15 protein-coding genes are annotated in these 13388 nt (G+C 46.2%); 8 read left to right on the top strand and 7 right to left on the bottom strand.

The window, feature by feature from the left end; genetic code table 11:
* The first annotated feature begins 157 nt into the window (after window positions 1–157).
* The 6 genes from RW114_RS06160 to RW114_RS06135 all read left to right on the top strand — a co-directional run bounded on the left by RW114_RS06160 (window position 158) and on the right by RW114_RS06135 (window position 4662).
* Window positions 158–817, top strand: a complete 660-nt coding sequence (locus RW114_RS06160) for a TetR/AcrR family transcriptional regulator (protein WP_340121856.1) — start codon at window positions 158–160, stop codon at window positions 815–817.
* A gap of 160 nt (window positions 818–977) precedes the next feature.
* Window positions 978–1922, top strand: coding sequence for a 30S ribosomal protein S6--L-glutamate ligase (gene rimK / locus RW114_RS06155; protein WP_340121855.1), 945 nt, complete (start codon window positions 978–980; stop codon window positions 1920–1922).
* A gap of 62 nt (window positions 1923–1984) precedes the next feature.
* Complete coding sequence (locus RW114_RS06150; protein WP_340121854.1) at window positions 1985–2155, top strand: rubredoxin; 171 nt, start codon at window positions 1985–1987, stop codon at window positions 2153–2155.
* A 50-nt stretch (window positions 2156–2205) separates the two neighbouring features.
* Window positions 2206–2949, top strand: coding sequence for a hypothetical protein (locus RW114_RS06145; RefSeq protein ID WP_340121853.1), 744 nt, complete (start codon window positions 2206–2208; stop codon window positions 2947–2949).
* Window positions 2950–3057: 108 nt separating this feature from the next.
* Window positions 3058–4233, top strand: a complete 1176-nt coding sequence (locus tag RW114_RS06140; protein WP_340121852.1) for an NnrS family protein — start codon at window positions 3058–3060, stop codon at window positions 4231–4233.
* Entirely contained in the window at window positions 4234–4662 is a 429-nt protein-coding gene (locus tag RW114_RS06135; protein WP_340121851.1) for a DUF2721 domain-containing protein, read from the top strand.
* Here the strand turns inward: RW114_RS06135 and lpxK are convergent, their stop codons facing one another.
* From lpxK to prmB, 7 genes are all read right to left on the bottom strand, one after another.
* Window positions 4663–5676 carry a tetraacyldisaccharide 4'-kinase gene (gene lpxK, locus RW114_RS06130; protein WP_340121850.1) on the bottom strand — a complete coding sequence of 338 codons (1014 nt, stop codon included), beginning with the start codon at window positions 5674–5676 and terminating at the stop codon, window positions 4663–4665. It lies immediately after the preceding gene.
* A 2-nt stretch (window positions 5677–5678) separates the two neighbouring features.
* Complete coding sequence (locus RW114_RS06125) at window positions 5679–6110, bottom strand: ExbD/TolR family protein (protein WP_340121849.1); 432 nt, start codon at window positions 6108–6110, stop codon at window positions 5679–5681.
* Window positions 6110–6724 carry a MotA/TolQ/ExbB proton channel family protein gene (locus tag RW114_RS06120; protein ID WP_340121848.1) on the bottom strand — a complete coding sequence of 205 codons (615 nt, stop codon included), beginning with the start codon at window positions 6722–6724 and terminating at the stop codon, window positions 6110–6112. Before RW114_RS06120 ends, RW114_RS06125 begins: the two co-directional genes overlap by 1 nt.
* A gap of 50 nt (window positions 6725–6774) precedes the next feature.
* Window positions 6775–7938, bottom strand: coding sequence for an MFS transporter (locus RW114_RS06115; RefSeq protein ID WP_340121847.1), 1164 nt, complete (start codon window positions 7936–7938; stop codon window positions 6775–6777).
* 78 nt (window positions 7939–8016) lie between these two features.
* On the bottom strand, window positions 8017–8418 hold the full coding sequence (locus RW114_RS06110; protein WP_340121846.1) for a L,D-transpeptidase family protein: 402 nt from the start codon (window positions 8416–8418) through the stop codon (window positions 8017–8019).
* A 100-nt stretch (window positions 8419–8518) separates the two neighbouring features.
* Window positions 8519–9607, bottom strand: coding sequence for a chorismate synthase (gene aroC / locus RW114_RS06105; RefSeq protein WP_340121845.1), 1089 nt, complete (start codon window positions 9605–9607; stop codon window positions 8519–8521).
* Window positions 9608–9609: 2 nt separating this feature from the next.
* On the bottom strand, window positions 9610–10539 hold the full coding sequence (gene prmB / locus RW114_RS06100; RefSeq protein ID WP_340121844.1) for a 50S ribosomal protein L3 N(5)-glutamine methyltransferase: 930 nt from the start codon (window positions 10537–10539) through the stop codon (window positions 9610–9612).
* Window positions 10540–10635: 96 nt separating this feature from the next.
* Here prmB and RW114_RS06095 point away from each other — a divergent pair, with 96 nt between their 5' ends.
* Together RW114_RS06095 and fliK are read left to right on the top strand one after the other, a co-directional pair.
* On the top strand, window positions 10636–11517 hold the full coding sequence (locus tag RW114_RS06095) for an HDOD domain-containing protein (RefSeq protein WP_340121843.1): 882 nt from the start codon (window positions 10636–10638) through the stop codon (window positions 11515–11517).
* Window positions 11518–11561: 44 nt separating this feature from the next.
* The gene (gene fliK / locus RW114_RS06090) at window positions 11562–13181 is read left to right on the top strand and encodes a flagellar hook-length control protein FliK (RefSeq protein WP_340121842.1); all 1620 of its coding nucleotides are present in this window, start codon (window positions 11562–11564) and stop codon (window positions 13179–13181) included.
* Window positions 13182–13388 lie beyond the last annotated feature (207 nt).

Here is a 13388-nt window from a genome sequence, read left to right as displayed (position 1 = left end):
TCCCGCTAAAATTAAGCGGTGGATGACAACCGATATGCACGTTTCTTTTTTCATCCTTTTACACTCTGCTCTATAAATATAAAACGGTAAAACATATTACCATTTAATTTAAGGTATGCTTTATAATTTGAACAAATTAATTTCGTGAACACTACCCATGATTAAATGCGGACGGCCTCGCAAAGGCGAGGAACTTATAAGCCGTGATCGATTACTGGACACTGCCTTCAGTCTTTTTCTTGAATTCGGCTACGGCAATCTCAGCCTGGAAACCATCGCGCGGGATGCGCGCGTCTCAATGCGAACCATTTATAGCCAGTTCGGCGGTAAAGCCGGGCTATTCGGCGCGGTGATTAGACGCTGTAGCGACCAATTCGTCACCGACCTTTCTGATGAGTACGTCTTGGAGCGCTCTCCGAAAGAAGCGTTGACCGCTTTTGCCAAGCAGTTTCTGCACCGCATAACAAGGCCGGATGTAGTGCGCATACGCGCCATACTGATTGGCGAGTCGTTACGCTTCCCCGATCTTGCCACTCAATTCTATGAGCAAGGACCCCAGCGCACCCTCGATCATCTCGCGCAGTTTTTCGCCAGGCAGCAGAAAACAGGCTATTTTGCCGCAATGGATCCGCATTTTCTCGCCGACCAATTCTTGAGCGCATTACGCAGCGAACGCTTCCAAAAACTGCAACTCGGTTTGGAACCAACGCCCGACGAAGCGCAAATCGATGCCTGGGTGCGACAAGCCACTGACTTGTTTCTGCATGGCAGTCTGAATACCCAGGACATCGTGGTTGAATCTGGAAAAACCAATTAATCCACGAAAAACACAGCCACTATTGTGGTGATCACTATCCTGTTTTTAAAGCTGTTTTAATGCGTCACCCTGCCCATTGCCCATTTATAAAGCATCCCGCCTTATTTCGTGTCAAAATATGCCTTTATTTAAATGTATTAAATCGAGAACTTAAGTCTTTATGAGAATTGCTATTTTGTCCCGGAATCCAAAACTGTATTCGACCTCTCGGCTGGTTACAGCTGCAGAAGCACGAGGCCATAAGGTACGGGTACTGGATGTATTACGCTGCTATATGAATATTACTTCGCATAACCCATCGATTCATTATCGGGGTGAAGACTTGACGGGATTCGATGCCGTTATTCCCAGAATAGGCGCTTCAGTCACTTTCTACGGGACTGCGGTATTAAGACAATTTGAAATGATGAATGTATTTCCCTTGAATGAGTCGGTGGCCATATCACGCTCACGCGATAAATTAAGGTCAATTCAGCTACTGGCCAGAAAAGGGATCGGCTTACCGGTAACCGGTTTTGCCAATAACCCTGACGATATTGAAGATTTGATTGCTCAAGTTGGCGGCGCTCCGCTGGTGATTAAGTTGCTGGAAGGTACGCAAGGCATTGGCGTGGTCTTGGCCGAAACCCATAATGCTGCGGAGAGTGTTATTCAAGCTTTTATGGGCTTGAAAGCCAATATCATGGTGCAGGAGTTTATCAAGGAAGCCGGTGGTAGCGATATTCGCTGCTTTGTGGTCGGCGATAAAGTGGTTGCCGCAATGAAACGACAAGCAGCAACCGGTGAGTTTCGGTCGAATTTACACCGAGGCGGTTCTGCGGCTTTAGTGCGTTTAACACCGGAAGAACGCTCCACCGCGGTACGTGCCGCTAAAATCATGGGACTCAATGTCTGCGGCGTCGATATCCTGCGTTCTAATCACGGCCCGGTTATTATGGAGGTTAATTCATCTCCGGGACTGCAAGGTATTGAGAGCGCCAGCGGCAAGGATATTGCGGAATTAATTATCAAATTCATTGAAAAACGCTTTGAAACGCTGGAAATCTCTAAAGATAAATCGCCTACCAATTCAGACACCAGAACCCGTACTCGCGGTAAAGGTTAACCGTGCACCCGGCCAATTAAACGCGTAAGCTACCCGTTTAATTCTCTTAATCAAGGCAAAATATGTCGGATTTTAAAAAATATCAGTGTTTAGAATGTGAACATATTTATGATGAAGCCAAAGGCGATCCTGATAGCGGTATTGCACCGGGAACCCGTTGGGCGGACATTCCCGATAGCTGGGATTGCCCGATATGCGGTGCGCCAAAAAGTTTTTTCAAATTAATGGAATAAGCATTAATTTTTATAACCGTTCAGCGTTTTTGAACCCGGGAATATTAAAAATGAAACTTCACCGTAATTTTTGCATCGACTACATGGATGTAGATAAGCGGCGTGAGCAGGCAGCAGTAGCTTTAGTCGACTGCACGCCATCGGCATTATTCAACAAAACCGCTCAACTCCTCCTTTTGACGCTGCTGATTTTTTGTCCCATTAATGTATTTGCTGCCAACACATGGAGCTATCATCAGGAAAAAGACCGGTTAAGCAATGAAACCTATAGTTTTGCCCAATCTCCTTTACCGCCTCGCGGTCTTTATGACTACCTCAGACTGGAAATCATCTGCAAGGAAAACACCTTGCAAGTGGCTATTGACGCCAACAGCTTGATCGCCTCGCAAGGCAGGACCTTTGGTTTTGAATATCAAATCGACAATAAACCCGCCGTTACGCTTCAAATGACAACCTTTAAGGACAGCAAACGCAGGGGCTATACAGAAGAATATGCCCAACGCATCGTCAATGACCTATTGACAGGGAAATCCCTGTTTATTCGCGTCAATACCATGATACGCAAAGTCCTATCTGCGACAATACTCTTAGAAGGTGCCGCTGAACCGGTTAAACAGGTCGCTTCCGATTGCGGCCTTAGCTTAGCCGATAACGCAACCACTGAATCGGCCTACAGCCTGGCCGAATTCGAGCAGGAACTGAGTAAACTGACGCCAGAACAGCAACGGCAAGTTCTAAGTAAAATCAAAACAATCATCATCGAAACGCAAAAGGCTCTTTTGATAGAAAAATGAGGCCACTACTCAATGTTCCATTGTATTTGATGGCACTGAGTCGTTATGAAATAAGTATAATTGACAACATTCTCGAACACAGAACTGAACCGGCTGGAAAACATCGCAATGAAATCACAACCTATTTTTGATTATCCCCTTTTTGCCCTGGGATTTAGAGCCTTTTTTGCCTTGGCAGGACTTGCGGCACTGGTTCTAATTGTCTTTTGGAATGCCCTGTTCAACGGCACGTTAACAACGGAACATTATTTCCCTGATAGCTACTGGCATGCGCACGAAATGCTGTTAGGTTACGCTGTAGCCGTCATTGCAGGATTCTTATTGACAGCGGTTAAAAACTGGACCGGCAAACCGACGATAACCGGTGATCAATTGGCGGGCCTGTGTCTGTTATGGCTGTATGGACGCATTCTGCCGTTTTATGCAGGCGAATTGCCAGACGCCTTGATTGCAGCGGTGGATTTTGCTTTTTTGCCTGCCCTGGCTTATCAAGTCGGTAAACCGATCATTCAGGCAAAGCAGTATAGAAATCTGTTTTTTATCGGGTTGATACTGCTCCTGGCGCTGGGCAATGGCTTGATCCATGCACAAATGCTGGGTTTACAGGAAAACACAGCAGCTACAGGAATTCAACTGGTGGTTGCGACTATCATTATTTTGATTTTGCTGATCGCCGGCCGCGTGTTTCCTTTCTTCACCGAACGGGGCATACCCGGAACGCTAATTATCAAAAATCCGATGCTGGATAACCTATCTGTAGCCTCAGCCGTTATCGTCTTTGCTCTGCAACTTTTCGGCATTTCTGGAACCTTGTTAGCCTTGGCGGCGATTGTTGCCGTGGTTGTCAACATCGCCAGGCTATCCGGCTGGTATGTACGACGCGTTATCTACGTACCGCTGTTATGGGTGCTTTATGCCGGTTACGGTTGGATCGTTTTAGGCTTTATATTGACCGCATTATCGGCCTATTCCCTAGTATTGCCGTCGCTGGCCCTGCATGCTTTTACACTGGGAGGTATCGGTGTATTAACCTTGGGCATGATGGCTAGAGTATCACTAGGCCACACCGGCCGCGCCATGAAAGCTTCCAATGCGATAGCTATTGCCTTTGCTTTGATTAACATCGCCGCCTTGTTTCGAGTTTTATTGCCTATAGCGATGCCGGGCTGGTACGAAAACTTAATGTATGTATCAACACTTTCCTGGCTGGCCGCATTCTCCTTATTCATCTTTATTTATGCGCCGATATTAAGCAATGCAAGACTCGACGGTCAAGACGGTTAAATGCTGTCCAAACTTGATGGTATTGTGCAACTGGTAACCAGCTCCCTGGTTTTATTTTCCAGTATCGGTATTTTCGTACTGACCTTAAATGCCCGCTATACCCATGCCATAGGCCGGGTCAGAGACATTTACGATGAGTTAAAAACCGATTCACAGGCACAAAAACTGGAAATAGAACTCAATACCATGGTGTACCGGTGTCACGTACTCAAGTGGAGCTTCGGCCTGCTGTTATGCAGTGCGATTAGCAGCGGTGTGTTTATGCTGGGCTCAATATCTTCACGATTTATCGGGCATGTCAGCGCTGAAGTTTTGATTTTATTTGTCGTATTCAGCGTGTTGTTTATCTTCAGCTCAATGGTTTGTTTGTTTATTGATGTACTGGCATCTTTAAGAGCAACCATGATTCATATTGAAAGAGTCAAATAATCACACACCCTTGTTTTGCCGATTTGGTTTTTTTCGTAACAGGTCTAATAACTGTTCGGCAAAACCGATTTCAGGAACAACTTTGACAGGGATATACCAATGTTGACTGCCTGCAAAGGTCATGCATTTTACTGCGTCCTTCTCGGTCATTAATACCGGCTCGGAATCTGGGAACGAGATGTCGCTAGACTGGAATTTATAATGATCCGGAAAGCTGTGCGTTTTACAGGTCAGTCCGGCAGACTCCAGCAGCTTAAAAAACCGGTCGGGATTGCCTATGCCCGCCAACGCATGACAGCCGGATACGATAAAGTCCTGCAAGGGTTTTTGTTGTCCGGTGACCAAGTTGACAGCGGTATTTCCGGTGATTTGCATCGAAAACTCGTTGTCTTCTGTTTTCTCTCCGTTAACGACGATAAAATCGACGCTTTGCAATCTTTCTATGGGTTCGCGGAGCGGCCCTGCCGGCAGGCAATAGCTGTTACCGAAACGCCTTTCCCCGTCTATCACCGCAATCTCAATATCCCTGTTCAGCGCGTAATGTTGCAGGCCGTCGTCGGACAAAATGACATTACAGTCCGATTGTTCAAGCAGCAGTCTGGCCGCATCGACCCGTATCGGACTCACCGCCATAGGGCAACCGGTTTGTTTGGCAATCAGCAAGGCTTCATCGCCGACCTGTTCCGCGGTGCTGTTGGCGTCGATCCATTGCGGCCAGACTTCGGCCTGCCCGCCGTAACCCCGGCTGATAATACCGGGCTTAAAACCCTCGTTTTTAAGCAACTCGGCCAGCCAGATAATCAACGGCGTTTTACCGGTGCCGCCCACGGTAATGTTGCCTACCACGATGACCGGAACCGGCAAGGTGTGTGTTTTCAACACCCCGATCCGGTACAGAAATTTCCTGAATTTAACGAAATCGCTGAATAAAAACCCCAACGGCAACAAGATCAGGCCAATAAGCTGGTCTGTATACCAAACGTCGATCAGCCATCGGGATAAGGTTTTTTTCATGCTTAATCGCTCGGTTTCAATGTGGCAAAAGTGATATGACTGAATCCCACTTGACCGGCAATATCCAGAGCCGTCATGACCGCTTTGTTAGGCGTTTTATCATCGGCATTGATCACAAAAGGGAGAGCTTTTGAATGCTCTGCAAGCTTACTCAATTCCTGTTTTAAGCCGGCCCTGGTTTGATTGATTAATTGATGAGGCAAGCTGTCATCACCGATCAGGGAATAAATACCGTCGGCATCGATGACCAGAGACACCGTTTTGGGATGCTCTTTGGCCTCCGTTCCTTCCGCCTCGGGCAGCTTGATATTGACTTCGGTCTGCCGGCTAAACGTTGTCGTCACCATGAAGAAAATCAGCAGTAAAAAAACCACGTCGATCATCGGCGTCATCGATATATCGATTTTTTCCTTTTTCTTGCGTTGAAATTTCATCAGGATTCCCCGCGATCCCCATGCAGAATATCGATCAGCTTGACCGCTTCCTCTTCCATGCTGACCACATATTCATCGACCAACCTTTCAAAATAGCGATGAAAAATCACACTGGGAATAGCCACCGTCAATCCTGCCGCCGTCGTGATCAATGCTACCGAAATACCGCCAGCCAGCACGCCGGGATTGCCGACACCATGTTCCATCAGTGCAGAAAAAACATTAATCATGCCGAACACGGTTCCTAACAAACCCAGCAGCGGGGTAATTAATGCGATAGTGCCCAAGGTATTAAGGAAACGTTCCAGGTCATGCACGACCATCCTGCCCGCTTCTTCAACAGATTCCTTCATGAACCGTCGGCCATGCTGGCTATTAGCAAGACCCGCCGCCAAGATACACCCGAGTGGGGAGCTGTTTCTCAAGTGCCGCAAGGTAACGTCATCCAGCTTTTTTTCGCGGGATAATTGCCATACCTGAGGAACCAGTTCAGGAGGTAAAATCTTTTTTCTTCGTAAAGACCAGAAACGTTCGACAATGATGCCCATGGCACCGATTGAACACAGTATGATGGGCAGCATCAGCCAGCCGCCGCTTTTTATGATTTCAAACACATTATTTCCCAAAAAAATTACAGGCCGGATTCGCGCAACCCGGCGCTATTTTAACCTAATACAGCTCTATCTTGAGAACTTTCCCGTCCAACCCAGATATAGGCAATCACAAAAGCGATACCACAAAATACTGCCGCCATAGAATAGACAAACTCCGCACCCAATGATTCCCAATAATAACCGCTATAGTAACTGCCCAGCATCCCGCCCAAACCAAATGTTAAGCTGGCGTATACCGCCTGGCCTTTACCTTGATGCCGGTCGCCAAAATACAGATGCACCAAATGAATGGCGGCAACATGAACACCCGCAAATGTTGCCGCATGTAATAGTTGGGCAAAAAGCAGCAGCCAAAAATAATCGACACACCAGGCAATCATCAACCAGCGAACCACCGACAATAAAATACTGAACAATAAAATCGCTCTTAGCGAAATACGCTTCAACACACGCCGCATGTACATAAATAAAACAATCTCGGCAAAAACAGCCAGCGCCCACAAAAATCCGGTCAGGCTTGCCGTGTATTGATAATGCTTGAGATAGATCGAATAAAAAACATAATAAGGGGCATGCGCCAGTTGTAACAGCATATAAACGACCAGAAAAGCCCAAAGTTCCGGTTTTTTGATGATTTTCATGATGCCGAGAGCGGCGGTCTGATGATGCGCAGCCTGAATGGGCGGCGTCATTAAGCTGACCAGCCAGATGAGGGTCATCAATGCGGTAATCGCTATAGGAATGATGCTTGAGGACTGATAATCCAATAACCAACCTACGCCCAGCACCGCAACAATAAAACCGATAGACCCCCACAGCCTTATCTGGCTGTAGCGATGCGCTTCATCTTTTAAATGGTATAAGGTTACCGCTTCAAACTGCGGTAAAGCGGCGTTCCAAAAAAAACTAAAGCCTATCGTTATCCAGGCAAACCAGAAATAACCCTGAACAAATAAGAATCCGGCAAAAAATGCGGCGGTTAAAAACGCGGCTATGCGAATAATCCGCACGTTTCTTCCGGTATGATCGGCAATCCAACCCCATAAAACCGGCGCAATAACTCTTGTGCCGCTGAGCATCGCCGAAAGTTCGCCGATTTCGACAGGATTAAAGCCCCTTTCTTTTAAATAGAGGCCCCAGTAAGGCAGAAAAACACCTACCGTGGCGAAATAAAAAAAGTAAAAACCTGACAGGCGCCAGTAAGGAATAGACATCACTCAATTAACAGGTAAATTGGTAGTGCGAGAGAAAGAAAACGTCTTGTGTCGAAGTTAAATTGGTTTGTGAGGTATTTAGGGTTGTATTTCAATGGGGGTTCCAGCCTTGATCAATCTCCAAATTTCATCCATTTCTTTATTTGTAACTGCAATGCACCCATCCGTCCAGTTAAAGCGTTGGTTTAGCCATGACCGCCAACCTAAACCATTTTTTTGTCCATGAATCATGATTGCACTGCCAGGGTTTACCCCTAAATGTCTAGCGTTAGACTTATCTTTTTCATTGGGGTAGGAAATATGGATAGATTTATAAAACGAACTCTTTTTTTTATAATCGAGGATATATTTTCCTTCTGGTGTTCTTTCGTCACCTTTTTTCTGCTTGTGGCCTTGCGGGTGAGGACCGAATACCACTTTATATTCTTTTATCGGTTTTCCTTCTGAAAGAAGATACATTCTCTTTTCAGATTTCTTCACCAAAACATAGTCGATTTTTGGTTCAAACCCATAACAAGTAACCGATACAAGCAAGCTTATTATGAGTATGAACTTCTTCCACATAACTGAAGTAACCTCCCTATCTTAAAATAGGCAATCCCGATTGAACGTTGATGTTTTGAGCCCGGTGACGCAACAGATGATCCATAATCACTATCGCCATCATCGCCTCGGCTATCGGCGTGGCGCGTATGCCGACGCAGGGATCATGGCGGCCTTCGGTAACCACTTCAATAGCCTCGCCGTGCAAGTTGATGCTTCTGCCCGGCAACCGAAGGCTGGAAGTCGGTTTCAAGGCGATACTGGCAGTCACATGCTGACCGCTGGAAATACCGCCCAAAATACCGCCGGCATGATTGCTTAGAAACCCGTCCGGGGTGATTTCATCGCGAAACTGTGTGCCTTTGCTGTTGATGCAATCAAAACCATCACCGATTTCCACGCCTTTGACCGCATTAATGCTCATCAAGGCATGAGCCAGATCGGCATCAAGCCGGTCAAAGATAGGTTCGCCCAAACCCGGCGGGACGTTGGTTGCGACCACTTCTATTTTGGCGCCGATAGATTCGCCTTCTTTCCGTAGCGCATCCATATAAGCTTCCATTTCTGCGACTTTATCGACATCGGGACAGAAAAAAGGATTGCTGTCGATAACAGACCAATCGAGTTTTTCGATTGTTATCGGTCCCAGTTGCGATAAATAGCCGCGTATTTCTATACCGTGCTGTTCCCTCAGGTATTTCTTGGCAATACCGCCCGCCGCCACACGCATGGCCGTTTCACGCGCCGATGAGCGCCCTCCTCCGCGATAATCCCTGATGCCGTATTTGTGCTGATAGGTATAATCCGCATGGCCGGGTCTGAATGTCTCTGCGATATTGGAATAATCTTTGGAGCGTTGATCGGTATTTTCGATTTGCAGGGCTATCGGCGTACCGGTGGTTTTGCCTTCAAACACGCCGGACAGAATTCTGACCTCATCGGCTTCGCGCCGTTGGGTGGTGTACCGTGAGGTTCCGGGTTTCCTGCGATCCAGGTCTTTTTGCAAATCGGCTTCGGTTAATGCCATGCCCGGAGGACAGCCATCAACGATGCAGCCGATTGCAGGACCGTGACTTTCACCAAACGAGGTCACGGTAAATAATTTTCCTATTGAGTTTCCAGACATGTCTATAAAGCCGTTAAAAATAATTCGTTATATTGACCCAGCTGTTCAGCCGTCAGCAAAAATACGCCATCACCGCCGCGTTCAAAATTCAGCCAGAAAAAAGGCACGTCGGGGAAGGCGTTTTGCAAGGTTTCAGCACTGCTGCCTACTTCCACAATCAAAATACCCTGCTCTGTCAGATACTGCCCGGCTTCGACCAGAATGCGCAACACAATATCCAGTCCCGAATGCCCACCTTTAAAGCCCATATCGGGCTCGGCGCGAAACTCTACGGGTAATTGCTCCCATTCTTCAAGGGACACATAAGGCGGATTACTGACGATAATGTCATAACGAGTATCCGGCAGTTCTTTAAATAAATCGGACTGATAAAGGGTCACCACATCGACCAGCTGGTGTTTGGCGACATTCAGTTCGGCGACGGCCAGCGCATCGGCTGACAAATCCACTGCATCGACATAAGCGTCAGCAAATGCATAGGCGCAGGCTATCGCGATACAGCCGCTGCCGGTACACAAATCCAGAATGCGGACGACCTGCTCTTCCTCGACCCAGGGCGAAAATCGCTGTTCGATTAATTCGGCAATCGGCGATCTGGGCACCAGCACCCGCTGATCCACATAAAACGACAGCCCCGCAAAAATAGCTTCATGGGTTAAATAAGCAGCCGGTATACGTTCGTTGATACGCCGGTCGATTATATCGATCACAGCCTGGCGCTCACCGAGCGTTAACACGCTTTGCAGATACGCATCGGCCAGATTATAAGGCTGATGAATAGTGTGTAAAACCAGTGCCGCGGCTTCATCCAGCGCCGTTGTCGTACCATGACCGAAACTCACTTCGGCCTCGGTAAAACGGCTGGCGGCCCAGCGGATGTAATCGCGAATAGTTGATAAAGTGGTTAAAGCTTCAGAGGGAGTTGTTTTCATTGCTGGACAAAGTAAGATAGCGTCAATAGGGTTCGACGTAGGGGTAGATTTTAAACTAAACTTTGTGAGCTTGTTTGAATATTAACTAAACACAACATGAGCCCAACCCATAACAACAACAGCAATATCGCCGCGAGTCTGGCTAAAAACAGGCTTTTAATGGACTGTTATCGGCATATGCAATCCGACAATCTGGTATTGCCCACTATCCCGGACGTGTCTTTTAAAATTCGCCGCGCTATTAATGACGATAAATCCAGTGTCTCTTCAATAGCGCGCATCGTTCAAATTGATCCGGCCATTACCGCCAAACTGATACAAATCGCCAACAGCCCTTTATATAGAGGGCGAAAAAAAATTGAAAGCTGCCCCGAAGCGCTGACCCGACTGGGATTAAAAACAGCTCAAGACATTATTACTACGGTTGCGATGAAATCGGTATTTAATGCCAAGTCTCCGCTTATTCGTCAAAAAATGACCGAATTATGGAAGCACAGTAGTTACATTGCCTCCATCAGCGCCGTGTTCGCCCATAAAATTCCTGGCTTCGATCCTGATCGAGCCATGCTGGCCGGGCTGATTCATGATATTGGTATCGTGCCCATTTTGACTTATGCCGACAAACATCCCGATATTATTGCTAACCCTAGAGACCTGGTAGACACAGTAAGGCAGCTTCGCGCAGACATTGGCGTACAAATTATCCGCCAGTGGGATTTTCCTGAGGATTTTGAAGATGTGGTGATTAATGCCGAAAACTGGTTTCGTAATAACAAAAATCCAGCCAATTATGCAGACATCGTCATGATCTCGCAGTTGCACAGTTTTATCGGCAAAGTTGACGTAAAAAAGATACCTAAAATAGACGATCTGCCCGCTTATAAAAAGCTGGCCAGCCATTTAAATGCAAACGACAGCATTAATATACTGGATACTGCCAAAGATGAAATCGAGCATATTTGGCAAATGTTGGCTTAAGATAGTGCTGAATGGATATTAACTCGCCAATAAACCCTAAAGCCATGTTCGGAGCGAACAGGCCGCTGGAAAACACCTTAAACTTTAAAGTCGGGCAAAAGCTTGACGCAAAAGTCATCAGTGCGGATATTCAGGCGGCAAAAAACGTCATTACCTTAGCGGTGGGTAACAAGGACATTACCGTACAAAGCAACCAGCCGATTACGACAAACCCTGGTCAGAATTTAAAAATCCAGGTGACTCAAACCATCCCGGTCGTTGAGTTTAAAATCCTCAATTCATCACCCGAATTAGCCGAATTGCGCCTAAAACTCATTGCCGCAAGCGGCCAGGAACCGGTGCGACCAACAGTCGGTGACAAACAAGACGGCGCAAGCCGGTCATCGCTCGTAAGACAACCGTTAGACGCAAAAATAATCGGCATCACCGGCAATAAAATCCAGCTACAGATTTTTACCCCATCAACAACGGATATGGGCAATAAACAAGTCGGCCTTATCACTATTGACCGCTCTCAACTGACCCATGCACCGCAGAATTTAAAAATCGGGCAAAACCTGAATCTGGAGATGCTCAGAGCAGGAACCACAGCTGAATTTAAAGTTATTTCAACTTCCAATGCTATCCCTGAAGCAAAAATAGCCGAATTTATAAAGCAGTTTCTGCCTCGACATGAAGCTAGCCCTCTCTTTTTAAATCAGTTAATAAAGGATTTACCGAAACTGATGAACAACGAAAGCGTTCCTAAAGTTCTAAAGGATATAGCCGCAAAAATAATTCAGAACCTGCCGCCAAAAGAACAACTGATCACTAGCCAAGGCCTAAAACAAGCCATTGCCAATTCAGGATTGTTTCTTGAGGCCAAGCTGCCGCCAGCGATGGCTCAGGCTGAACTGATTAAAGAGCTGCCCCAGTTGATAAAAAATGAAACTGTGCCTCAATCATTGCAACGCATTGCCGCTGAAATATTACAAAATCTGACCCAAAAAGAGCCTTTACTTAATAGTCCATCAGCCACTACTGCAAAACAGCTTTCTGAAGCCGAGTTATTAACTTTAAAGCTCAATATCGCAGATGCACCCAAAGCAGAAGCTTTAGGCAATGAGGATTTTAAAGCCAATTTGCTTAAATTTATTCAGGCCTTAAAACAGGAACTTACAAACCAAGCTGCACAACAAATAAATCAAGCCGATCTTGACCTGCTCAAAAACCTGCAAAATAAAACTGAAAATACCGTTGCCAAGCTGGTATTGGATCAACTAATGTCCTTGCCCAAGGAAGATAACCCAAAGCAGCTATGGCTTATCGACATCCCCTTTATTGACCGGCAACAGGCGGAAACGGTTAAGATTGAAATACAGCTGGACAAGAAAAACAAACAACCATCCGGCAGCAGCGACTGGTCGGTTAATATCACGATTACACCGCCGGAACTGGGTACGATTCATTGCAGGGTTTCCTACCAGAACGATGTTATCAGTACCTATTTCAACAGCCAGCAGACTCAAACGACTCAGCTAATCAAGCACAACCTGGATTACCTAAAAAACCAACTTGAAGAATCGGGTTTAACAACGGGGCACATGGTCGCTCACAACAGCTCTCAAAACAAGCAAGCGACTCATCAACTAGCCGGAAAAAAACTATTTGATGATAATGCATAGCATGTAAATGTGTAATTTTAATAGTAAAAACAGTCACTTAATTGGACATGACACAGATACTGATGCTTAACAATGTCTCCTTGCTCCTTTATCCAGTTTATAACGCGTTTTTATTACCAAGAAGAACATGAAGATAATGAAGGAAAAGAGAATTGGATGATTTTTCGAATAAGGATTTCTAAGATTAAAAAGTTTTGTTTTATAAAA

This window comes from Methylobacter svalbardensis (assembly GCF_037671525.1).
In the GTDB taxonomy this organism is placed as follows: Bacteria; Pseudomonadota; Gammaproteobacteria; order Methylococcales; family Methylomonadaceae; genus Methylobacter_A; species Methylobacter_A svalbardensis.
Note: the sequence above shows the minus strand (reverse complement) of the source record. Positions and strands in the feature narration are given on the sequence as shown.

What these genes read in the sequence shown, in the direction of transcription:
- lpxK (WP_340121850.1), bottom strand. Translation starts at nt 5,676, where the DNA reads ATGAAAAAAACCTTATCCCGATGGCTGATCGACGTTTGGTATACAGAC.
- RW114_RS06135 (WP_340121851.1), top strand. Translation starts at nt 4,234, where the DNA reads ATGCTGTCCAAACTTGATGGTATTGTGCAACTGGTAACCAGCTCCCTG.
- aroC (WP_340121845.1), bottom strand. Translation starts at nt 9,607, where the DNA reads ATGTCTGGAAACTCAATAGGAAAATTATTTACCGTGACCTCGTTTGGT.
- RW114_RS06115 (WP_340121847.1), bottom strand. Translation starts at nt 7,938, where the DNA reads ATGTCTATTCCTTACTGGCGCCTGTCAGGTTTTTACTTTTTTTATTTC.
- prmB (WP_340121844.1), bottom strand. Translation starts at nt 10,539, where the DNA reads ATGAAAACAACTCCCTCTGAAGCTTTAACCACTTTATCAACTATTCGC.
- rimK (WP_340121855.1), top strand. Translation starts at nt 978, where the DNA reads ATGAGAATTGCTATTTTGTCCCGGAATCCAAAACTGTATTCGACCTCT.
- RW114_RS06095 (WP_340121843.1), top strand. Translation starts at nt 10,636, where the DNA reads ATGAGCCCAACCCATAACAACAACAGCAATATCGCCGCGAGTCTGGCT.
- RW114_RS06160 (WP_340121856.1), top strand. Translation starts at nt 158, where the DNA reads ATGATTAAATGCGGACGGCCTCGCAAAGGCGAGGAACTTATAAGCCGT.
- RW114_RS06125 (WP_340121849.1), bottom strand. Translation starts at nt 6,110, where the DNA reads ATGAAATTTCAACGCAAGAAAAAGGAAAAAATCGATATATCGATGACG.
- fliK (WP_340121842.1), top strand. Translation starts at nt 11,562, where the DNA reads ATGTTCGGAGCGAACAGGCCGCTGGAAAACACCTTAAACTTTAAAGTC.
- RW114_RS06145 (WP_340121853.1), top strand. Translation starts at nt 2,206, where the DNA reads ATGAAACTTCACCGTAATTTTTGCATCGACTACATGGATGTAGATAAG.
- RW114_RS06150 (WP_340121854.1), top strand. Translation starts at nt 1,985, where the DNA reads ATGTCGGATTTTAAAAAATATCAGTGTTTAGAATGTGAACATATTTAT.
- RW114_RS06140 (WP_340121852.1), top strand. Translation starts at nt 3,058, where the DNA reads ATGAAATCACAACCTATTTTTGATTATCCCCTTTTTGCCCTGGGATTT.